Source organism: Desulfosarcina widdelii (genome assembly GCF_009688965.1).
Taxonomy (GTDB): domain Bacteria; phylum Desulfobacterota; class Desulfobacteria; order Desulfobacterales; family Desulfosarcinaceae; genus Desulfosarcina; species Desulfosarcina widdelii.
In genome coordinates, this window is record NZ_AP021875.1 from 3293471 (window position 1) to 3317006 (window position 23536).

Below are 23536 nucleotides of genomic sequence, written 5' to 3' on the forward strand. Positions count from 1 at the left end.
GCGCTGCGCAAATTCAAACCTGCCTTCATCTGAGCAGCTGTGCGGCAACGACGGCACCCTCCGGCAAAGACTTCACGCCTTCTGGGATGGCGATCACCCCTTCGGCCCGGGCAATGGCTTTCAAACGACTGGACATCCGCAAGGGGGTAAAAAGGGGATGCCGCTCTCCATCGGTCAGGGAGCCGTAAACGAACTCGGTCCAGTCGATCTGGCGGCAGGTCAGGTGGCGAACCAACTTCACCATCGTTCCAGGCAGGGAAGGTTTGCCGTGGCCGCCGAGCTTTAAAAGACCCGGCAGAGCGATCTGGAGAAAAGCGGTAAGGTTGGACGGCGGTCCTCCGGGAAGAAGGAACACCGGTTTATCCCGGAGCATGCCGAAACCGACGGGCTTACCGGGCCCCATGCGGACCCAATGAAAGCATTTCTTCCAGCCGAGGGCAGACAGCGTCCGGGCCACGAAATCACGGTCGCCGGCCCAGGCGCCGCCGCTGGTAATTACCGCATCATGGGTGGAAATGGCCTCGTCGATGGTTGCCGTGATGAGATCCGGTCGATCTTTGAGGATGGAGAAGGTGGTCTGCATACCGTATCGCCGGCACCAGGACTTCAGCATTTCCAGATTACTGGCATACAATTTTCCTGCGGGAAGGGGCTGCCCGGGAGCCACCAGTTCATCTCCCGTTGCAATAATGGCGAGTCCGGGCTGACGATGGACAGGCAGTGTGTCATAGCCGGCGGCTGCGAAGATACCGATCATGCCCGGCGAAAGGCGGCTGCCTTGTGCAGCGATCAATTCTCCCGCTTCGATATCGGCGCCCTTCGGCAGAATATTGCGACCCGGCTCCGCGGTATTGAAAACAGCTATGCACTCGCCTTCTAAAATAGCGAACTCTTCCGACACTACGGCATCGGCCCCGTCCGGAATCTTGGCACCGGTAAGGATTCGAATGGCATCGCCACCGGATAGGGCGGTATTTGCCGGAAGCCCGGCGGCCGCCGTGCCGATAACTGTCAACGAAACCTTGTTTTTGGGAGATGCCTTTTCGATGTCCGTCGATCGGACTGCGTAACCGTCTTTCAGTGAAGCGTCCGTGGACGGTGAACACACCTGGGAGTATAGTTCGCTGGCGAGAATTCTATCCGAGCATTCAAAAAGCGATAGCCTTTCGCTGCTAAGGGGAGTAATCGTCTCCAGGGTCACCCGCAACGCTTCTGCGTAACCCGTCTGTACTTTCTTCATAAGTCACTCACGTTCAAGGAAGAAAAGGATGTCCCGATGGATAGACCGGCAATGATGCTCGGCCGCACGCGTTCACTTATTTTGCGACATGCGGGCAAAAGCAGTGGTTATCTTATCAAATCCGTGTTTGTCAATCAGTGCCGCCAATCCTGCATCCATCTCTTCCATTTCTACCTCTTCTTCGACTTCCTCCTCCCGCTCTTCGTAAATCAAAACATCGTTCAGGCACCATTCGACACACAAAGGGCCCTCTTCGCCTTCGCACATATCGCATTTGAGCGGGAGTCCCGAATTTGGATCCTTGAACATGTCTCGCGACGGGCAGGTCGCCCTGCAGAAAGTGCACTCGTCGTACTCCTTTCCGTCGATGATATACTTATCTCTGCCCATACATTCAGAAGGCGAGTACTCGCCCGCAAACACCGGCAGCCAGATGTCGTCCAGACGGTGCGTAATGATGCGTATGCGCGATGCTGCCGGATTGACACTGCTGTATTTCGGTTGAGAATGATAGGCGGCGCAGATGACCTCGCATGTGCGGCAGCCATTGCATTTATCAGCATCGATCTTGATGGTTTTCACCTTTTTTTTGATCTTGGCCATCGCTCAAAATTCCTCTCTTGGTTAAATCTTCGGCCACATACCCCAGATCCAGATCCTTTAATCTTTCCCGGGTGGGAATGCCATCTACAGTCCACCCCTTGAATTGGTAATAATGCATCATCAACGCTTCTTCCAGTTCGGGGAACCGATGCTTCCAATGGTCCTCGGGCGGCAGTTCCTCGACTCTTCTCAGCCCTCTCATATTGTTCAAGGCCCGGTGAAGGTTCCGGCTTCTGTTGACAATTTTCTTCAGCCCCTGCTTATCGATATCCATTCCGGTCGCCGATGAAATCAACTTCGGATAATTATGAATATGGTAGGGCGGCTTGAGGCAAAAAGATCCCATGCCTGCGCAAAGCCCCAGAGCGTCGTCGATGTTGTGCAGCATCTCCATCCAATCCACAATTTGGGATGCTATTTCGGGGGTTGGATAGTGCGGGTTGGCCTTTTCTCCCCGAGGTTCCCAGTCCAGAAAATACTGCTTGAATTTTTCGTCCGGAAGCTGCGGCCAATCCTCTACAAAAGCCTCCCTGTGCTCCTTTTTAGGGAATGCCGCCTGGGGCCAGTTGCCCTCGATCTGGGTTATGCTCACTTTTTCGTTTGTAGCATACATCAGATAGTACAAAGGGTCGAACATGCCCAGCTTGATATTCATCTGCTCATGCTTCTTGGTAGTGTTGTGATCGAAGTCCTCCGCTCCGTTTCCGATTCTTCGGGCCGCCCAATAGGTGCCGTCAGCCAGCACGTCGCCGATGCCCTCCCGCCGGGCAATGCGATCCAAAAGCCAGAAAAACCGTCCTTCCTTGTCCGCTGGACAGCCTTTAAAATCGGCATCGGTTAAAATGCCCGCCTCGTACAATTCGAAACCAAATGCCAGGATCTGGGGCGTTGAGAATGAATCCAACCCATACTCGAAAGCGCGCTGACAGATTTCCCACGAAAAATCCAGATCATCGACAAACGCCGCCATGGCATAGGTCAGTTTCGAAAAGCATTTCATCATGTATCTGGGAACGTCTTTGTGTGCGATTAAAGCGCCACACTGCTGCGGGCAATTGAAACAACTGATGAACCGCTTGATGGCGCCGGTTTGACTTTTTTCCCAGCTTTTTTCGATTTCCTCTGTCCAGAAATCCTTTCTGCGGACGCGGGCATTGCCCCAGGCAAAGCTTTCCGTATGCCATTTTTCGTCCACATGCTTCATCATCTGGGGCGATCCGATTCCCGATAAAATCGGCATCAGGCCCGGCAGGGGATTGGCGTTCCTGAAATCGATATATTTCCTGATCTCCTTCATATGCTCCATAAATTCAGCCCCGCGGGCCAGATGGACCGCCTTGGTCCCTCGCACGGCGATCGCCTTGATGTTCTTGTCTCCCATGACCGCCCCGCCGCCGCCCCTGCTGGAACTCGACCGCGACTGCTCGATGGAAGCCGTGAAGCATCGGTTCTCTCCGGCCAGGCCGATGGCTGAGATCTGCACGTAAGGATCGTTTAACTCTTTTCGGATCAGCTCCTGGGTCTCGACGGCACCTTTGCCTTTCAAGTGGGTGGCATCGCGCAGTTCCACCGTTTCGTTGTGGATCCAGATATAGATCAGCTCTGGAGATTTACCGCGTATTACGACTTTGTCGTAACCGGCATATTTCAGCTCCGACGCCCAAAAGCCCCCCATCATCGGATAGGCCAAAAGGTCTGTCTGGGGCGAAATAAAACTGACGATCGTTCGATTGGCGCTGAAAGCCGGCGTTCCGCACAAAAGACCCGAACTGTAGATGAGAAGATTCTCAGGGTCGAATGCTTTCGTTTCCGGAGGCACCCGGTCGTAGTGAATTTTGACGCTAGTTCCCAGTCCGCCCAGATGTGTTTCGAGAAGTTGCGGATCGGTCTCTACCCGTTCGATATTGCCTCGAGTCAAGTCGATTTCCAAATTGTATCCGGTTTCGGCATAGCGCATGGTTCAATTCCTCTGGCCTTACAGTTTTCTTTGTTTTCAACCAGCAATTTTGAGTAAAAATAGGAAAACGTCAGCGGGCAACGACTTTGAATCGTTTCGGTACAGTCACTGTCTTGCTAACATGATGATCTAACTGCCTTCCCAGTGGAACTTGCGACGCCCGCCGATGATCGTTTTCCTCTCCGGGTCGCTTTTTAAAGGAATCGATATTTAGCAGGCCATCGTTTCCGTGACCCGATGCTGCGTTGTTATAAGGGATGTACAATCCGTTTCGATGTCCCATCATCTTGAGCAGTGCCGGCCGGATGAATTGTTCAAAGGAAAGCATCGTTGCCGATGGGTTTCCGGGCAACCCGAAGACCGGACGATTTCCGATGGTTCCAAATAGGGTCGGTTTTCCGGGTTTGGCAAATATCGTGGAAAACCGCATTTCCATTCCCATGGATGCGAATGTCTCGCGAATCAGGTCGTATTTTCCTCGGGAAGTGCCGCCGGAAGTGACGATCAAGTCCGCTCGAAGCGCCTCGGTTAGGATGTCCTGTTGGGACCGCAGTTTGTCCTCGACAATGCCGAGGCAAAGGGGCGTGGCGCCGACCTCGACAACCTGGGCAGCCAATGCGTATAAATTCGAGCACATGGCTTTCCAGGGAGAAGCCGGTTCGTGAAAGTCCGACAGTTCATCTCCCGTCGAGAGAATCGCGACAGTGGGCTTCCGATGTACATAAACATAGGCGCGACGCATGCTGGCCAGCGCACCGATTTCCAGTGGGCCGATGACGTCTCCTGCACGAAGGACAATTTGTCCTTTTTTCAGTGAGTCTCCCTTCGGGCGTATACCATATCCCTGCCCCGGATTGGCCATGCACATCACGTTACCGCTGTCTTCAGCCGTTGCCTCCAGCTTTATCACCGTATCCGCACCTTCGGGAACCAGCCCCCCGGTCATGATTCGAACCGCTTCACCGTCGCCTACGGTTGCCCCGCATGGTTTTCCGGCGGGCGCTTCGCCGATAATCCTGAGATGGACAGGATGACGGCGTGAAACGCCTTGAAGCGAGGTATGCCGTATGGCGTAGCCGTCAAGCGCAGAGACGTCCGAGGCAGGCAGATCTTCTATGGCAGCGATATCCAGGGCAAGGACTCTTCTCAATGCCTCGATGATGGGCACGCTTTCTCGCCCCAAAACCGGAGTTGCCTGCAAAATCCGTCCCTGTGCCTCATGGAGATCGATCATACCTGTGCCTCAATACATTTGTTTGTTGTGTCAACAGAGACATAACGAATACGCTACGAATAAACCCCGCATAACGGGTTGTTTTTCAATGATCGGGTATCCTGGAGTTTTTGTACGGGCCTGGGTTCTGCTTCGCATAAAAAAGATACAATATAGCTTTTATGTAGCTTTAACTTAGCTGAATGTCAACACCATTGTTTGCGGCTGTTTTCGAAACCCAAGCTGATCGACATGAGGTGTCAAGCTGTGTCATGATGGGAGGTATCCAACGATAATTGGTGAGGTCGAAGGCGAAAGATGGATTCGGTGATGAACCGATCCGAACCGCGTCGCCCTAACAATAAGGTCTTTAAATGGTAGGAAACTTTTGCGACAGAGAAAAATCGCACCCGTCAAGAAATCGGCTGGAAGCGTCGGCGTTGCAGATGATTCTTTCAATATCGTCGCCCATTTCGTTGAAGCAATCCAAATCGAACCGGCATAAATTCGCTGCAATCAAGGTGTTGTCCTCGCGGGCGGCAGTCACCATCCGCTTGGCAAGGTCCCTGCAATCGGCGATTTGCCATGCGGCTAAAAAAGCAATAGTATCGGCCACGCGGCACATTCGCCGATCAAGCAGGGCCAGGTAGTCCGAATGCATCCATCCCGAGGATGCGAGTCGTTCTTTCAAGTAGGGAATCAGCGCCTTCTCGCAGACATGGGAAAGTGTTTTCCTGCTGAGCCAGGTTGCCGGTTCTTCCCTGCCAATGGCCGAAGTGAATTGCTCGCGCAGACCGCAATGACGCTTTTTTATGACAGGATCGGTTCTTCCTTGCACAAAAATCTTGATCCGGCGCGGATTGACCAGCAGGTCGCCGGCAGCCTGGAATTCACAGTGGTCGGCATAATCACCCGCCTGTTTCAACGCCAGTTCGGCAAGCCGGGCCAAGGTAAGCCAGAAAAGACGTGGATCGGCAGCTTCGATGCCCATGAGTTCTTCCAGCCGCTGCTCACACCATGCCTCGTTGGGCAGACGCTGAACATCTTTGGTCAATCGACGGTTTAAATTCGACCAAAGAACATGCGTCTGAAGATGGGCACCACCGATGCAACTGTTTCCGGAAATTGATGCGGGTATGGTTCGCATACCTTTTCCCTGGCTTGATGTCGCCTTTTCAACTCATGAAAAAACGGTAGATGAAACGGTGAACGACCCGGCCGTATGGAGGGTAGATCAGTTTCCCGCTGTTGAATTTGGGTTTGGTCAACACACCCTTGGCTTTCGACAGGGCCAGAAACCCCTCGTGGCCGTGATACTGACCCATACCCGAAGGTCCTACGCCGCCGAAGGGCATATCGTCCTGGGTCACGTGCACCAGGGTATCGTTGACCGACACCCCGCCCGAATGGGTGTGGGTGAGAATATAGTCGATATTCTGTTTGTCACGATCGAAATAGTACAGGGCCAGCGGTCGGGGATGATCGTTGACGTAGGCCACCGCATCTTCGAGCTTATCGTAGGGCACCACCGGCAGGAGCGGACCGAAAATCTCTTCCTGCATCACCTCCATCTCTTCGTTGACGTCAAGAAGAATCCGTATCGGCATCTTGCGGACCTCGGCAAAGACCTCGCCGGCCGGGTTGACCTCGACGACGCGGGCGCCCTTCTGAACGGCATCTTCCAAAAGGGCATGAAGGCGCTGGTACTCCTTGTCGTTTACGATTCCGGTATACTGGCTATTTTCCGCCATGGTCGGGTACATCCCACCCATCACATCGGCAAACCGGGACACGAATTCGTCCACGACCGGTCGGGGGCATAGCACGTAATCCGGGGCCACGCAGGTCTGCCCCATGTTGAACACCTTACCGAAGGCGATGGGGGGCACTGCCTCAGCCATATCCATACCGGGAGCGATGATCACCGGCGATTTGCCGCCCAGTTCCAGCGTCACCGGCGTGAGATTGTCCGCCGCCGCCCGCATGACATGCCGGCCCACGGAAGTCGATCCGGTAAACACCAGATGATCCCAATCCAATTTTGAAAATGCCGACCCCAACCCCGGTGCGCCACCGATTACAGCGACCTGGTCTTCGGAGAAAATCTCCGCCATCATTTTACACACGACTTCGGCCGTTGCCGGAGTGAAGGCGCTCATTTTGATCATGGCCCGGTTTCCCGCGGCCAGTGCGCCCACAAGGGGTCCGATGGCCAGATAAACCGGATAGTTCCACGGCGTGATGATGCCCACCACGCCCAATGGCTGGTAGATGACGCGGGTGCTGGCCGGCAGATAAAGAAACCCCGGCCAACGGCGGGAAGGTTTCATCCACTTTTTGACGCGCTTGGCGGCATGACGAATGCCTTCCAGGCTCGGCAGAATTTCGGCCAGGTAGGACTCGTCTTTACAGCGGCAGCCGAAGTCCTGATCGATGGCTGCGGCGATTTCTCCTTTACGGCGGATCAAGGCCTTTTCCAACCGTTTGAGATTACCGACACGCTGGCCGGCGTCCGGCATGGGATTGCGCCGGAAAGCATCTTGCTGGCATTTGAATATCCGTTCCATTTCCGCGGTCGCATTCGTCTGCTCTATACTTGTCACTGGCGCCTCGCTGTTTTGCCCGATTCCGATTCCATTGAGCTGCCGGCTTCAGCACACATGCCTGCCGGCGAACCAATCCTCTATCCGTTTCGCACTCACATTTTTTCGATTCTCACGGCGCAAGCCTTGTATTCTGCCGTCAACGTGACGGGGTCGAAGGCCGCGTTGGTCAGCCAGTTGGCATTGCCTTCCCGGAAATGAAAGGCCATCCAGACCATGCCTTCAGGCACTTCGAGGGTCACGTTGGCCGTTACATTCACTTCGCCGCGGCGTGATTTGACGCGGATCTTCTCGCCGTTGGCGATACCGACCCGATCCGCATCGACAAAGGAGATATCGGCGGTCTCCTCGCCCAAAAGATCGTTGAGTCCTTCACAACGACCGGTTTGGGTACGCGTGTGATAATGGTAAAGCCGCCGCCCGGTGCTGAGCACCAGGGGATATTCCTCATCGGGGACCTCGGCCGGCGGTGTCCATTCGGCCGGCATGAAGCGCCCAAGCCCGAAGGTAAATTTACCGTCCTTATGCAAAAAGGTGGTGCCGGGGTGTTCGACCGTGGGACAGGGCCATTGAAGTCCGTCTTCCTCAATGCGGTAATATTTGATACCGCCCAAGCTAGGAGCCAGTGCCGAGATTTCGTTGTCCCAGATCTCCTTACCGCTGTCGGAAGCCCAATCGTGCCCGAAGCGTTTGGCGATCTGTTTGAAAATCCACCAGTTGGGTTTTGCGTCACCCGGCGCCTGGCTAGCCGTGCGCACCCGGTTGACCCGGCGTTCGCTGTTGGTGAAGGTGCCGTCGTTTTCGCTCCAGGCTGCCGCCGGCAACACCACATGGGCAAAGCGGGTGGTTTCGTTATGAAAAATATCCTGAACCACGAGGAACTCTGCCGAGGCCAATTCGTGCTCCACCTTGTGGATATCCGGCTCGGTATTGGCCATATTTTCGCCGAAAATGTAGAAGGCACGAACCTTGCCGTCCACCAACCCCTCCATCATCTGGGGAATCATCAGCCCCAGTTTGGTGGACATGCCGGTGGTTTCCCAGGCTTGCTCGAATTTCGCGCACATCTTCTCGTCGGTCACGGCCTGGTAGCCGGGATAAACGTTTGGAAGCGCACCCATGTCGCAGGCGCCCTGGACGTTGTTCTGGCCACGCAGCGGATTGACGCCGCCCATTTCCACACCCATGTTGCCCAGCAGCATCTGCAGGTTGGCGGTGGACATGACGTTGTTCCTGCCGCAGGTGTGCTCGGTGATACCCAAGGTGTAGCACAGCATCACCGGTTTTACCGAGGCCAGCATGCGCGCCGTTTTCCGGATGGTTTCGGCATCGATGCCGCAGATGTCGACCACTTTCTCCGGTGGATAGGTCATAACGATTTCTTTGAGCTGCTCGAAACCGGTAGTGTTGTTCTCCACGAAGAGCTTGTCGTAAAGATCCTCATCGATCAAAACATACATCAGGGCATTGAGCAGGGCGATATCGCTGCCGACCTTGAGCTGCAAATGCATGTCTGCAAAATCCACCAACCGATGCCGCCGGGGATCGGCCACAATCAGTTTGGCGCCCTTGAGCAACGCGTTTTTCAAAAAGGTTGAGGCTACGGGATGCGCCTCGGTCATGTTGGAACCGATAACAAAGAACATTTTGGCCCGAGAAAACTCGGAGAAAGAGTTGGTCATGGCACCTGACCCAAACGTGGCCGCCAGCCCGGCGACCGTCGGGGCATGTCAAGTACGGGCGCAATGGTCTATGTTGTTGGTCTTGAACACCCCTCTGAAAAGCTTCTGCATCTGATACGAATCTTCGTTGATGGACCGGGCACAGCTTACACCGGCCACGGCGTCGGGACCGCTTTCCTTGATAATCTCCTTGAGCTTGCTGGCCACCAGATATAGGGCTTCGTCCCAGGAGGCCTCCCGGAACGCGTCTCCTTCCCGGATCAGTGGCGTCGTGAGGCGTTCGTCCGAGTAGATAAAATCGTAGCCGAAGCGGCCCTTGACGCACAGGCGTCCCTTGTTTGGGGAGCCCTCTTCCACACCGGTCACCTTGACGATGCGGCCATCCTTCACATGCAGCCATTGCTGGCACCCTACGCCGCAGTATGGGCAGGTAGTACGGATTTTCTCGACATCCCAGGGCCGCCAGTCAAAGCGTGCCTTTTTCTCGGTCAAGGCACCGGTGGGGCAGGCCTGAATGCACTCTCCGCAGAAGACACACTGGTCGGAATCCTTGAGCGGTACGTCGCCGGCGGTCACGATCTTGGTGGCATCCCCCTGATAACCGAAGTTGATGGCCCGGTTGACCTGAACCTCGTTGCAGGCCTGAACGCAGCGGCCACAAAGAATGCAGCGGGAATGGTCGCGCACGATCAGGGGGTTGACGGTTTCCATGGGATACGGGGTCTGTCGACGCGGATATTTGCCACCCTCGACCTGATAATGATAGGCCAGGTCCTGGAGCTGGCAATCGCCCCAGGAAGGACAAAGCGTGTCGAAATTATCGCTTGCGGCGGCCTGCATCTGGACCTCGGTCCATTTGCTTTCCCGGCCGGAACCGATCGAACAGTTGTGATTGCCCGAAGCCAGCATAAGCTCCAGCGTTTCCCGCCTGGAGGCGACTACCTTGGGCGATTCGGTCAAAACGACCATGCCGTCCGCAGCCGGTGTATTGCATGCGGTCATCAAATTGCTGCTGCCATCAACTTCCACCACGCAGATTCGGCACCTGCCCGTAGGAGTTGCATCCTTCAGATAACACAACGTCGGAATGTGGATGTCGTGCGCTTCGGCGACCTGGAGAATGGTCCGCCCTGGTTCGAAAGGCAACGCCGAACCATTTATTAATATTGTGCCCTGCTCCATGGGCTGCTCCTTTCTCTGGGTTTTGCAGGCTTGATTATTGCCGGTGGTCGCAACACCGATCTCTATGTCATGGGTGACATAACGTAGCTATTCGAAATCGATGGATTTGTCAATCGATAACAACGCATTTGAAGGTGCGACGTTCACGAATTTGTTCAGCGGGAAAAGTGCCGAACCAAGCGCATTCATATATCCGCATTGACATAATGCCGCGGCTGCGGTATTTCCGCATTAAATAGATCAAAATAACAATGCATAATGGACGGGAGACAGTTTATGGCAACGAAAGCGAAGACCTACAGCGTTTGCGGCATGTGCACAGTCAGATGCCCCATTGAAGTCGAGACCGAAAACGGCGAGATCACCTTTATCAAGGGCAACCCGCATATGGGAGGCCTCAACGGGGCCCTTTGTGCCCGCGGTGCCGCCGGCAAGGCATTGATCAATGACAATGAGCGCATCCAGCAGCCCATGATCCGTGTGGGCGAACGCGGTCAGGGCAACTGGAAGCCTATCAGTTGGGATGAAGCCCTCGACTATGCCGCCGATCAGCTTAAAAAAACCATCGATACCTACGGCGGAAAAAGCGTACTTTTCTCGGATCGTGGTGGTCCTTTCCGCGACCTGCACCAGGCTTTCGTTCGCGCGCTGGGTTCTCCCAACTGGACCAACCACGACGCCTCCTGTGCCCGCAATGTCCAGCACGCAGCCCTCTCCCTGTTCGGCTTCGGCCGCAAAGGCGTTTCCTACGATCTGAAAAACGCCCGTCACGTGGTGCTCCAAACCCGCAACATGTTTGAAGCCATCAACGTGAAAGAGGTCAACGACCTCATGACGGCCATGGAAAACGGCTGTAAGCTGACCGTCATCGACATTCGCGCCAACATCTCGGCCACCAAGGCCCACCGGTTCCTGATGATCCGTCCCGGATCGGATTACGCCCTCAACCTGGCGGTCATCCATACCCTCTTGAACCGCAAGCTTTACAATGTCACCTATGTCAACAAATGGTTCAAGGACCTTGACGTGCTGGAACGCTTCGTCAAACCCTACACACCCGAATGGGCCGAAGAGGAAACTGGAATTCCGGCGGCGGAAATCGTGCGCTTCGCCCAGGATCTTTCCAAGGACGCCCCGGCGGTACTCTGGCACCCCGGCTGGATGAATGCCCGCTACAACGACTCGTTCTATATGTCGCGCACCATTTATATCATTAACGCCCTTCTGGGGTCGGTCGGCGCCAAAGGCGGGCTGCCCATGACCAACAAACCCGGCGATGTGGATCGCAAGGGGCTGAACAAACTCGTCGACCTTGTCCCCAAAGTCGAAGAGAAACGGGCCGACGGCACCGGCTGGAAACATGCCCATCTGGACACCGGCCCCGGTCTGCTGCACCTGGGATTCGATGCCATCGAAACCGAGGATCCCTACCCGGTCAAGGCCTACATCGCCTATCGCCACGATCCGCTCATGGGCTTCCCGGACCCGGAGCGCATCAAACAAAAATTGGCCAACCTGGACTTTCTCATGTCCGTCAGTTTTACTTGGTCGGATACGGCCTGGCACTCCGATCTGGTGCTGCCCCTGTCGCCCTACTTGGAACGGGAATCGATTCTGGCCTGCAAAAACAGCCTGAATCCTTTTTATTTTACTCGCCGCCGGGCGGTGGAACCGCGCTACGACACCCGCGCCGACTGGGAAATTCTGTGCGGTATCGCCAAACGCCTGGGCATAGAGGCCCTGGCCTTCGACGCCATCGAGGATATCTGGAAATACCAGTTGGAAGGCACCGGCGTGGAATTGGCCGACTTTGACGAAAAAGGGTTCATCCAGTTAGGAAAGGGTCCCTTGTACAAACCGGAACCCACCTTCAAGACCCCATCGGGGAAAATCGAGATCGTCTCCGAGAAGTGGGAAGCCCAGGGCATCCCATCTCTCAAGCCCTATGAAAGCACCCATCCGCCGGAGGGGCAGTTCCGACTGACCTTCGGCCGCTGCGGGGTTCACACCCAGGGTCATACGGTCAACAACAGCCTGTTGTTCGAACAGGTTCCGGAAAACACCCTCTGGATCAACACCCGGGCCGGCAGCGCCATGGGGCTGTCCGACGGCGACATGGTGAACGTCAGCGGAAATGGCAAAGGCGGCCGCATGCAGGCCAAACTGACCGACCTTATCCATCCCGAGGCGGTGTTCATGCTGCATGGGTTCGGCCACCGCCTGCCCGTGGAGAGCCGGGCCTTCGGCAAGGGTGTGGCCGATCATGAATTGATGTGCGGCGGTCTGGAGAAATGGGACAAAGGCGGCGGCGCCATGGCCATGCAGGAGCATTACGTCACGGTGGCCCCGTGCTGAAAAGCCGGCCAACCGGCTGAGAACTGAAGAACAAAATAAAATGCCAATCGCAGGGTCTTACCCCCGATTGGCATTTTTTTCCTTTAGCACCTGTTGTACGACTTCTTTGAACGTTCAGCGAACCGCTTTATGCTTGTTGGCCCGGTGCTGGATCATCTCGGCCACAATGCTCACGGCGATCTCCTCCGGCGTCTCCGCGTCAATGGCCAGACCGATGGGAGAATGAACCCGTTCGATGTCCGCCTGGGTGGCGCCTTCCTTCAGCAGCACACCGTAAATGGCGTCCCTCTTCTTCCGGCTCCCGATCATGCCGATGTAGCCCGCCTCGGTTCTCAATGCCCTGGCTAAAACGGTCTTGTCGTGCAGGTGGCCGCGGGTGAGAATAACAATATAATCCTGGGTGCCGACGCCGATACCGTCAAAGGCCCGCTCGAAGTTCTCCAGAGCGCGGATCTCATGGGCATCGGGGAACCGCTGCCGGTTGGCGAATTCCTCCCGGTCGTCGGCCACCGACACCCGGAATCCCACCATGGCAGCCATGGCGGCCGTGAACAGCGCCACATGGCCGGCACCGAACAAATAGAGCGTGCATACCGGCTGTACCGGCTCCAGCAGCACAAAACCCTCGTCAATTGTCAGCGTTATTGCAGAGGAGATTTGCGCGGCCTCCTGTCGGACCTTTTCCAGCGCCGCTTCGCCAAGCGGCCAATGTCCGAGAATTTCATCCTCATTGACCGCCAGGCAGTGGTCGATTCGCTCCACCGTCTCGTCGTTGACGTCGACAACGGTAAGCAGCAACCCTTTTTTACGCTCCGCCAGCAGCCCCCGCCATCGATGGAAGATGTCCAGGATTGCCGATGTTGGCCGAATGCAGTCCAGCAGCACTTCTGCCCGACCGCCGCAGATCATGTCCATGGTGTCGACGTTCTTATAGCTTAGATCAAAGGGTAAAATTGTCGATTGTCCGGTCTGGATCAGTGTTTTGGCACGGGACATGACCTCGGCTTCAAGCAGTCCTCCGCCGACGGTACCGATACCGCTGCCATCAGCGGTGACGATCATTCGACTGCCTGCCGTCCGTGGGGTGGAACCGGAGCGGCTGACAATCGTGGCCAGGACAAAGGATTCCCCTCTATCTATCAGTTCGCAGGCCGCGGATACGATTTGGTTCATCGACACGTGTTCCTTTCTCTACGATGCTCGATTCTTCGTTTGGCGGTTCCCGTGGAAACCGCCACGGGACCGTCGGCCAATTGAATATCGACAGTCAATCGGCCGTCTGCCATAGCGCTTCGGATCGCCGACAGGCACAATACGGCTTCACGAACGCAGGCTTTCATCGTATCGAGCGATTGCAATTCCACCGGGACGATGTGCAAGGTCAGCCGGGTATGATGGTCCTGGCGGTCGATCCGGCCCCGGTAGTCGATCACGCCATCTACGGCGAAAATCTTCTCGTCCAAATCGCCAATGAAGAACCTCCGTCCGCGCCGCGTCATTTCAAGCATGGCGTTCTGTCGTCCCCGGATCCGTCCTAGCGTTTTCAATACCGTTCCACAGGCGCAGGAATCAAGCCTGAATGCCGCCATATCGCCGGTGCGGTACCGGATCAGTGGCATGCCCTCGCGAGTCAGGGTGGTAAACACCACTTCCCCTGTGTTTCCGTCTGCCAGCGGCAGGCCCGTGGCAGGATCGACGATTTCAACGAGCAGGTCGGCTTCACGCAAATGGTAGCCCTTGCGGGCCGAACACTCGACGCCTCCTCCCAGTCCCATCTCGGTCATGCCGTAATGCTTGAACACCCGGCAATTCCAGATTCGCTCGATGCGCGCTACGATGGCGTCGGGAACATAATCGGTACTGAGCAAAACATTGCAGATTTGTCCGGCCAGAGCCGGTCCTTGCCGGTGGCTGGCCATGGCCAGCACCTGGACCGGAATGCCCACCAGGCAGTCCACTTTTTCTTTGAGGGCATGGTCGATGGCAGCGGCCGGGTCATCGACCGGCCCTTGAACGATGCCTTCGACCTGCAACCGGGAAAGCCCCCGGACCAGCAGGTCGCCGACACTTCCCGGGGTTTGGCCCGGCATGAGAATCAGGACCCGCTGGCCGGGCTGGACCAGGGTCGCCATGCCGTGATGAAAGAAATCCACGGTCAACTCCTGATCGGCCGCGGTGAAAAAAAGCCGTTTGGGGGTGCCGGTGGTGCCGGATGTCTCCAGGGTAACGACCCGGGCAATACGATCCTGGGAGGCGCAAACCAGAGCCAGGGGATCGCGACGGATATCCTCGGCCGTGGTGAAAGGAATCTCAGCCAGTCGGTCAAGGCTGGTAAGCGTTTGAGGCAGACCGACCAGGTGCTCCCGGTAGAAAGGACTGTTTTGCCGGGCATGGTCGAGGGTCCGGTTGAGGGCCTGGAGCTGGTACCGATCGATGGCCGACCGGGTCAGGGCAATGCCGCGATCCGGTCCGATCTTACGGCGGACCCAATTTTCCAGCGGGGTGATCGGTAACTTTGTCATGGTCGGTAGAGGCCTTTGCCGAACTGGCTGGTCAGGTTGTAGAGGCAGAACGGAATCAGACGGGTATCCGGGGCCATGACGTGAATGCAGCAGTCCCGCACCCGCTCCAGGTCCAGGTTCCACACGTCCTGAAACGCCATGGCCGAAACCGAGAGGCGATGGGTCCTGGCCTGCCGTAGAAAAGCGTCCAGATCCATGGCGCCATCGATGGTCATCGCAACATCATTTTCCGGTGCCGGGGAGCAGCAGGCGTCGGGTGCCCGCCACTGCCGGGCCACGGAATTGATGGCGTTTCGGGCACCCTCCAGGGCCGGGATCGGTTGGCTGCAGCATTTACCGCCGGCGATGGCTCGCACCCCACCACCGGGCAGCACCAGGTAGTTGGCGCTGAAACTGCACAGGCTGTTCTCGCAGCCCGGCGGATTGAAATCAGCTGTCTTGAAGTTGCCGCCGGACTGCTCTTCGATCAAACGCATGAGTTGGGGCAGGGTCAGGCGATCGGCGTCATCCGGCGCGTGGGGAAAGCGGCCGAAATAGCTGACCGGCTGAAAATGCAGGGCCCGCACCACCGGAACATTTTCGGTGGCCATGCCCAGCAGGTTGCCGACATCATTGTCGTTTACGCCTGGCACCAGGGTCGGCACCAGCACCACGCCGATGCCGTGCCGGCCGCACTGCTCAATAGCCGCTTTTTTGGTCGCCAACAGTGGCCTACCGCGAAGCTTTTCGTAAACAGCATCACAGGTGCCGTCGAACTGCAGGAAAACCGATGCCAGCCCGGCATCGGCAAGGTCGCGGACAAAGCTTTCGTCATCGGCCAGCCGCAGGCCGTTGGTGTTGATCTGGATGAATTCGAAACCGGCCTCGCGGCCCATGGCGACGATGCGCGGCAGATCGTCGCGCAGGGTCGGTTCGCCGCCGGACAATTGAATGTTGCTGCCCGGCCCCATGCGAACCGCCGCCTTGAACCAGCCTTCGATGGTCGCCATGCTCGGGTCGTTTTCGCCCGTGTTCTTTGAATCGGCATAGCACACCGGGCAGCCCAGGTTGCAGCGGTCGGTAATCTCCAGAAGGATCGTGCACGAGCGCTGGCGATGCTCCGGGCAAAGGCCGCAGTCAAAGGGACAGCCCTTTTCCACGGCATGGCCGGGGTGTTCCGGGTGGGTGGGAATCTTGGGACGCTGCCAGCTCGAAAAGGCGGGCTCGCCGTCCCAGATACGCGTGCTGAAACGGCCGTGGCGGGAGCAGGTTTTTTCAAGAAAAACCCGGTCCCCGCGAATCGTGCGCCGGGCGTCGATCCGCTCAAGACATATGGGGCAAAGGCTTTGGGTGGCTTGTTCAGTCGGCGTCATAAGGGTCGAAACCATGGGTGGTCAGAATTTCCATGGCCTTGGCAAAGGTTTCGGCCACAATGGCGCCGCAGCGCTGGCGGGCTGCGGCCGGACCGTCCTCGCCGGTGATGGTTTCACAAGCTGTGCCACCGTATTGGCCACCCACCTGAGATTCAAACCAATCCGACATTTCACTCAGCATCAGTTGAAGTTGGTCTGATTCCGTTTCCGTGTCCTCGCCCTTGCCGGCATAAAGGGCCAGGAGGCAGCAACCTCCCGTCAACGCGCCGCAACTGGCCTTCCCGCCGCCGCAACCGTAAGCCAGCCCGGCCATGGACCGCACCAGAGTCGGGTTCTCCTCGCCCCGAACGTCCAGGGCCAACTGAATAAGAATCTGACTGCAACTGTAGCCGCTGCTTGCCAGACGCAACATCTGGATCTGGTAATCATCCATTTGGGTTCTCTTTCTTATGCGCAATCATCAGGCAATACCCCGGACGACGGTCATTGTTACAAGCCCCCGAAAAACAGTCAACACCCCACCAGTCGGTGAGCGATATACCGGCCCAGACAAGCTGCGCAGCCAGTTGTTTGAGCGCCTCCGAATGGTCTTCCCACACATCGATATCGAAGCCGGCATTCTCGATGCGCCGGACCAGGGTGCGCCGGTCCACGGCACCTGCCAGGCAGCCGCCAAGGGAAGCCTTGGGCTGCATCGCCGTCCGGTCACATGCCCGCCAATACAGATCCGCCACCACCAGATGGCCGCCGGGTTTAAGCACACGATGAAACCCGTCCAATGCTGATACAGAATCGGGTAGCAGGGAGCAGACACACTCGGCAAATACCGCGTCAAACCCACCGGACTGAAACGGCAGGTCCATGGCGTTTGCCCGGATCAAATTCATCCCGGAGTGTTGAAGGATGGCTTCGTCGAGCAGAACGGGCGAAAGATCCATACCGATCACGGCGGTGCCATATTCGGAATGCAAACAGCTCGCCGTGGCGCCGGTTCCGCAGCCCACATCCATTACCCGGTCGCCTGGACCCAGGCCACAGACTTCCGCCGCCCGGCGCGTAAGCGCCAAACCGCCCGGCCGGATCGTCGTCCCGGTGACGGCTCGCACCGTTTCGGATTCGTAAGGTCGCATTCTACTTGTCTTCCAGGATTTGCTCCACCTCCGCCATCTTCCCCATTGCCACCCGTTCAACAATCAGCACGGTTTTACACGTCGGGCAATAAGGCAGATCTGTGGAAAAGCGGTTGTTCATGTAGGTGGCCGCCACCGGCCCCACCACCAGATCGCAGTCGCAGCGCTCGCAGCGCCAGTTCAGGTCTTCGGGCTGTACGTTATCATATTTCACGGTCCCAGCACCTCCATGCGATGGGCGTAAGCGTTATGGACCCGGAAACCGTCGCCCTCCGGAGTGTACTCAACCCAGAAGGTGGCTTGGTATGGCCGAAAAACCGCCAGGAAATGGCCGCTCTCCTTGTGGCGGAACCGTGAACCGTCGGCTTGTGCATGGGCGATCACCCGGCGGATGTCTTCCTCCAGTATCCGGCGGCTGTCCAGCAGCGCTTCGACTTCGTCATTCATAATCAGTTCAATGGCCTCATGATCGTCCCGGTCATCGACGGATTTTTCGTTCCATAACGACCGGCACAATTCCGCTTTGAGCCGCAGGCGATTTTCCCGCCGTCGTGACCATCCTGGCCGCGACCGGCCGGCTGGATCAGCAACCTGCGGGTCCGGAAAAAGCAGGTCCAACAAATGCAGAGTCCGTTTGTCCACGGCCGCCAGGTTGTCCCGGCACATGGCGCAATAGGCTACAAAATCGCTTCCGCTGAGTTTGCCGCGCCGGTCGGCCACTTCGCGGGACAATTCCGGATTGGCCGCCTGCATCAGTCCGCCGAAGCCGCAGCACTCGGTTTTGTCGCGGCCCAGAGTCAGTTCTTCGATGGGCACACCGGTTCGGGCCAACAGCCGGCGCACGGCATCCTGCACGGCCTGTTCACCGCGGGTGGTGCATGGATCGTGGACAGCCAGCGGACCGTCCGGCGACCGCCTATCAGTATCGGGAATGCCGGTTTTCTCCAGCACTTCCCACAGGGAGACGGCCCCGGCTTCCGGCAGGTGATCTTTGAAAACACGCAGGCAGGTGGAGCAGGCCATGACAGGTCTGGGGCGGCCCAACCCGATCCACTGCGCCTCCCACTTGGCCAGTTCTTCGGAAAAAAGCGCCTCCTGTCCGGCCCAATGAGCCGGAGCCCCGCAACAGCCCAACATCAGGGCCACCCCGCCGGTGATTTTCTCCCTCAGACAATCGTAAACCTGTGTCACCTGTTGGGGCGACGACGCGCAGAGTTGGCAGCCCGGAAAGAACAGGTGGCTGCTGGCCGCGGTGCCGGGAGCGTGACGGGCCAGGGCGAAGCGGTCGCTGTTGGCAAACGCCATGTCCTGGAGGGCGAAATCGTGGGCCGAGGGCGGCATCTTGCCGCGGGCAACCATGTCCCGGCGGGCTTCCAGGCAAAGGTCCTGCATGGCAAAATCGTTGGGGCACACCGCTTCGCATAGACCGCACAGGCTGCACGAGTTGATCAACCGGTTGGCCTTGCGTTCGCCCATAACAATGGCGGCATTGTTATAAATCTCGCGGGCATAGGTTTTGGGATACCCCCCGAAGGATTCCAGATACCGGCAGACCTTGACGCACTCCAGGCACTCGCAGGCCAGGCATCGCCCTGCCTCCTGCTGCGCCTCGTCATCGCTGTACCGGTCGCCGACCTTAGATACAATCCTGGCCGCGGGCGCCACGTTGTCCAGGGAAGTGAACAGCTGCGTGGCGTGGGGACCCTCTTTTTCCCGGCCGGCCGTCATGGAAACCTTTTGCAGCATCCGATCCATGGAGGTGGCGGCCCAACGTCCCTGGGCGCATCGCCAAACCGGAGAAACCGATGCATCGCCGCGAGTGCCGCCGGCAAACACCCGCTCCGTTCCGGTGGTCTGCAGCTTCGGCGCAACCGCAATCGCCCCCCCGGCGTCCCGATCAAGATTCCAGGCGTCACCGGCAACGGCATCCAGCCCCAGATAAAGGGCATCGAAATGGTCCAGGCAGTCGTTGATGAAACCCTCTGAATCGATCCGGACATTGGTTTTAACGACCACCTTCAGCGATTCCAGAATGGCGGTTTCCCCCTCAATGATCTCCCGGGTGAGCTTCTCCGGCGCCATCGAGATCAGTGTTTGGCCGATGCGATCTCCCGGTTCGAAAAGGGTTACGGCATAGCCTTTCCGGGACAAATCCCAGGCCACGGTAAGGCTGCTCAACCCGCTGCCGGCCACGGCCACCGAAAGGCCCTTTGACGGCAGGGGCATCACCCGATGGCGGGGAGCGGGATGGGCCACACAGGCCGCTTCCAGGCGGTGGATCTGGATGGGATCCCCGGCCTGACCGCGTTTGCATCGCGCAAGACAGGATCCGTCACAAATCCGCCCCAGAATTCCGGGAAAAGGCATGGTGGCCCGCAGCACCTTCCAGGCTCGCTCCCAGGCCCCGTTTTGCACGTGGCCCACGAAGGCCCTGGCATCCACGTGAATCGGACAGGCCGCCACGCACTCGGGCGGTTCTTCCTGAATGCATCGCTTTTCCAACTCACGCAGGCTTTGCTGGTCCATAGTCGTAATCCGCCACCTTTATGAAATGGGTCGGCATAGAATAGAAAGGGTGACGCCTTCTGAACATGGAAAACCGCAAGGCGTCACCCGTATATTATTCAACAATTCAAAAATAATGCAATCAGGCCTTCAGGCCGGCCAGCACCTTTTCGGGCAGGGCCGGCAGCCGGGTGATCCGGACACCGCAGGCGTTGGTTATGCCATTGATGACCGCCGCATGGGGACTGGTCAAGGGCATTTCACCCACGCCGGCAGCGCCGAAGGGGCCGTCCTTGCGTGGCGTCTCGACGTAGATCAGTTCCATGTCGTCGGGAATCTGCTTGATATAGGGAAAGCCTGCACCGACCATGGTGGAATGCTTCTTGATGTCCTCGTAGTCTTCGGTCAGGGCCAGGCCGATGCCCTGGGCCATACCGCCGTACATCTGACCGTCGACCACCAGCCGGTTGTTGATCGACCCGATATCGGACACCAGGGTCATCTTTTCCACCGTGGTCTTGCCGGTGGCGGTTTCCACGGCCACCTGGGCCATGAACACCCCGTACATGTATACGGAGAACGGGGAGCCCTGGCTGTTCTCGTCGCAGTTGGTAGCCGGGGCGGTCCACTGGCCGGTGTAATGCACCGGGATGTTGTCGGACTGCATCTCGGCATAATTGCGGTAGCTGCCGTCCGGCTTTTTCATGGCCGCGACCAGCGCTTCGGAAGCATTTTTAATGGCCTGGCCGGTCATGACCTGGCTGCGGCTGCCGCCGGCCGGTCCCGAGTTGGGGGCCTTGCTGGTGTCGTTCATCACCAGTTTCACCCGATCCGGGGTGAGTCCGGTCACCCGCAGCGCCTCGAAGGCCGATCCCAGCGCACCGGCATCGGCGCCCTGGCCGTGGTCCTCCCAGCAGGAATAGACGGTAACCGTGTCGTCGGCGTTGAGTTCCACCCAGGCCTCTGAGCTGTCCGGACCGTCCAGGCCGCAGCCGTAAACCCCAACGGAAATGCCGACGCCCTTCTTGACTTCCGCGGTGGATTCGGCTTTGGCCTTGTCCAGGGCCGCCTTGTATTTGGGGCGCAGGATGTCGATCATCTCCGGCAGGCTGTAGACTTCTGGATCCTGGCCCGTGGGGGTGGTCGATCCCTGCCGATAGACGTTCTTGTAGCGCAGTTCCAGGGGGTCCATACCGAGCTTTTCGGCCAGCTCGTCCATGAGCACTTCCGAAGAGAACTCGCTCTGGGGGGAGCCGTAGGCCCGGAACGCCGAGCCCCAGGCGTGGTTGGTGCACACGGTGCGCCCTTCGCCGCGAATGTTGGGGATGTCGTAGCCTGCGCCCATGAACTGCGTGCCGCGCAGGGTCAACAGATCGCCGAATTCCGAGTAAGGACCGTGATCCACGCTGTAGTCGGTTTCCATGGCCAGCAATTTGCCGTCCTTGTCGGCGGCAAAGCGCATATTCATGAAGAAGGGCGAGCGTTTGCCAGTGTAGGCCATCTGCTGCTGGTAATCGTATTTGAGAAAACAGGGCCGTCCGGTGGCCATGGCCGCCGCGCCCACCAGGGCCTCCATGGTGGGGCTGAACTTGTAGCCGAAGGTTCCGCCGGCCGGGTTCTGAACCATGACCAGATTTTCCAGTTCCACCCCCAGACCGGGGGCGATCATGGCCGCGTGCAGGTGCAGGCCGATGGACTTGGAGTGGATCACCAGCTTGCCGTCATCGTCCTTGTAGGCAAAGCCCACATCCGGCTCGATGGGCATGTGGGGCTGGCGGCCGACGTAAAAATCGTCTTCCACCACCACGTCCGCCCCATCGAAGATCGGGCCGGTCTCCTCGCCTTTGGCGATTTTCTGGACATAGTAGACGTTGGGCGTTCCCGGATGAATCTCGATGGCGTCGTCGGCCATGGCCGCCGGAGCGCTCATGTACTCGGGCAGCGGCTCCAGGTCCACCTTGACCTTGGCCGCCGCGGCCTTGGCATTGGCCTCCGTATCGGCACAGACGATGGCGATGGCATCGCCGTATTGGAAAACCTTGGTGTCGCACAGAATCGGCCGATCCCAACCGTCGCCCTTGTTGGAGGGGAAGGTGATCAGTCCGCTGATGCGGTTCTTGCCGGGCACATCCTTATGGGTCACCACCTTGAAAACGCCGGGCATCTTTTCGGCCTCGGCGGTGTCGATCCCCTTGATGTTGGCATGGGAAACCGTGGCCTGGACCAGGGCCAGATTCAGGCGATCCTCGGGCAGCTTCAAGCCCAGGTCCGCTCCGTAGTCCAGCGTACCGGTCACCTTGGCGACAGCCGTGGGCCGGGGATACTTGGTGCCCCAGATGCGGCCGTCGTCCGGGATCTTGAAATTGAGGTCATCGGCCTTCAATTCCCCGCGCAGCACCTTGGCCGCGTCCATGACCGCGTCCACCAGGGGTTTGTAACCGGTACAGCGGCAGGCGTTGCGGTGCTTCTGGAACCAGTCGCGAACCTGATCCCGGGTCGGGGCGGGGTTTTCGTCCAGCAGGGCCTTGGCCGAAACGATGAATCCGGGGCTGCAGAATCCGCACTGGGCGCAGCCGTGGGCAATCCAGGCCAGCTGCAGCGGATGCAGGCCGGCCGGCGTGCCGATGCCTTCGATGGTGGTTACCGATGCGCCGTCTGCCACCCGGGACATTTTGGTAACGCAGGAGCGCACCAGCTTGCCGTCCATGATGACATTACAGGCGGCGCACTGCCCCTGACCGCAGCCGACCTTGGTGCCGGTCATGCCAAGCTGCTCCCGCAATACGCTGGCCAGGCTGTCATCGGCCGCAGCAACGATTGTCCGATTAACCCCGTTCACGTTCACTGTTCGCTTAATCATAATCCCTCCTGATATGGTACGGTTGATTTCGCCTTTTGCCCGTCAAAACGGGAACACCTCGCCTCGGATCCGTAAACCCCCACTACTCATGTGGGAAATCCCCAGAAGCCTTATTTACGCACCCTTCGCTGACCATGGATCGATCCGGCCCGCTCCTGGCTGTTGCCGAATCCGGAAATCGCTGGTTCCACCTCATCTGCGTGGAACGCAGCGCTCCAGGGGTGACTCGATCGACCGATCTTTGTAAACAGCCGTCCGTTTGATAACTGCTGAAAAGTAAATGCGCGGTGGATATAAAAATGACCGTTAAGCTACCTTACCGTACCCGATGT

General features: G+C 57.9%; 16 protein-coding genes. 1 reads left to right on the forward strand and 15 read right to left on the reverse strand.

Going from position 1 to position 23536, the window contains the following annotated elements:
• Positions 1-25: 25 nt before the first annotated feature.
• The 7 genes from GN111_RS15380 to fdhF all read right to left on the reverse strand — a co-directional run bounded on the left by GN111_RS15380 (position 26) and on the right by fdhF (position 10480).
• Positions 26-1240: a molybdopterin molybdotransferase MoeA gene (locus tag GN111_RS15380; protein WP_155304592.1), complete on the reverse strand. Its 1215-nt coding sequence runs from the start codon at positions 1238-1240 to the stop codon at positions 26-28.
• A gap of 72 nt (positions 1241-1312) precedes the next feature.
• Complete coding sequence (locus tag GN111_RS15385) at positions 1313-1843, reverse strand: 4Fe-4S dicluster domain-containing protein (RefSeq protein WP_155304593.1); 531 nt, start codon at positions 1841-1843, stop codon at positions 1313-1315.
• On the reverse strand, positions 1797-3800 hold the full coding sequence (locus GN111_RS15390; RefSeq protein ID WP_155304594.1) for an aldehyde ferredoxin oxidoreductase N-terminal domain-containing protein: 2004 nt from the start codon (positions 3798-3800) through the stop codon (positions 1797-1799). The genes GN111_RS15385 and GN111_RS15390 overlap by 47 nt, the downstream gene beginning before the upstream one ends.
• A gap of 70 nt (positions 3801-3870) precedes the next feature.
• On the reverse strand, positions 3871-5034 hold the full coding sequence (locus tag GN111_RS15395) for a molybdopterin molybdotransferase MoeA (RefSeq protein ID WP_155304595.1): 1164 nt from the start codon (positions 5032-5034) through the stop codon (positions 3871-3873).
• Between the two features lie 349 nt (positions 5035-5383).
• Positions 5384-6160: a hypothetical protein gene (locus GN111_RS15400; protein ID WP_155304596.1), complete on the reverse strand. Its 777-nt coding sequence runs from the start codon at positions 6158-6160 to the stop codon at positions 5384-5386.
• A 28-nt stretch (positions 6161-6188) separates the two neighbouring features.
• Positions 6189-7616 carry a coniferyl aldehyde dehydrogenase gene (locus tag GN111_RS15405; protein ID WP_269433839.1) on the reverse strand — a complete coding sequence of 476 codons (1428 nt, stop codon included), beginning with the start codon at positions 7614-7616 and terminating at the stop codon, positions 6189-6191.
• Positions 7617-7711: 95 nt separating this feature from the next.
• A complete protein-coding gene (fdhF, locus tag GN111_RS15410) occupies positions 7712-10480 on the reverse strand; it encodes a formate dehydrogenase subunit alpha (protein WP_155304598.1) in 2769 nt (922 codons plus the stop codon).
• A gap of 276 nt (positions 10481-10756) precedes the next feature.
• Between fdhF and GN111_RS15415 the strand changes: the two genes are divergently transcribed.
• Positions 10757-12835, forward strand: a complete 2079-nt coding sequence (locus GN111_RS15415; protein WP_155304599.1) for a molybdopterin-dependent oxidoreductase — start codon at positions 10757-10759, stop codon at positions 12833-12835.
• 114 nt (positions 12836-12949) lie between these two features.
• Here the strand turns inward: GN111_RS15415 and GN111_RS15420 are convergent, their stop codons facing one another.
• The 8 genes from GN111_RS15420 to GN111_RS15455 all read right to left on the reverse strand — a co-directional run bounded on the left by GN111_RS15420 (position 12950) and on the right by GN111_RS15455 (position 23204).
• Positions 12950-14008: an XdhC family aldehyde oxidoreductase maturation factor gene (locus tag GN111_RS15420; protein ID WP_155304600.1), complete on the reverse strand. Its 1059-nt coding sequence runs from the start codon at positions 14006-14008 to the stop codon at positions 12950-12952.
• Positions 14005-15357: a DVU_1553 family AMP-dependent CoA ligase gene (locus tag GN111_RS15425; RefSeq protein ID WP_155304601.1), complete on the reverse strand. Its 1353-nt coding sequence runs from the start codon at positions 15355-15357 to the stop codon at positions 14005-14007. The genes GN111_RS15420 and GN111_RS15425 overlap by 4 nt, the downstream gene beginning before the upstream one ends.
• Positions 15354-16724, reverse strand: a complete 1371-nt coding sequence (gene trsS / locus GN111_RS15430; protein WP_155304602.1) for a radical SAM (seleno)protein TrsS — start codon at positions 16722-16724, stop codon at positions 15354-15356. The genes GN111_RS15425 and trsS overlap by 4 nt, the downstream gene beginning before the upstream one ends.
• The gene (locus GN111_RS15435; protein ID WP_155304603.1) at positions 16696-17142 is read right to left on the reverse strand and encodes a DVU_1555 family C-GCAxxG-C-C protein; all 447 of its coding nucleotides are present in this window, start codon (positions 17140-17142) and stop codon (positions 16696-16698) included. Before GN111_RS15435 ends, trsS begins: the two co-directional genes overlap by 29 nt.
• Entirely contained in the window at positions 17135-17839 is a 705-nt protein-coding gene (trsM, locus tag GN111_RS15440; RefSeq protein WP_155304604.1) for a DVU_1556 family methyltransferase, read from the reverse strand. Before trsM ends, GN111_RS15435 begins: the two co-directional genes overlap by 8 nt.
• A 1-nt stretch (position 17840) precedes the next feature.
• Complete coding sequence (locus GN111_RS15445; RefSeq protein WP_155304605.1) at positions 17841-18053, reverse strand: DVU_1557 family redox protein; 213 nt, start codon at positions 18051-18053, stop codon at positions 17841-17843.
• Positions 18050-20365, reverse strand: a complete 2316-nt coding sequence (locus tag GN111_RS15450; protein ID WP_155304606.1) for a pyridine nucleotide-disulfide oxidoreductase/dicluster-binding protein — start codon at positions 20363-20365, stop codon at positions 18050-18052. The genes GN111_RS15445 and GN111_RS15450 overlap by 4 nt, the downstream gene beginning before the upstream one ends.
• 121 nt (positions 20366-20486) lie before the next feature.
• On the reverse strand, positions 20487-23204 hold the full coding sequence (locus GN111_RS15455; protein ID WP_155304607.1) for a molybdopterin-dependent aldehyde oxidoreductase: 2718 nt from the start codon (positions 23202-23204) through the stop codon (positions 20487-20489).
• Positions 23205-23536: the final 332 nt, after the last annotated feature.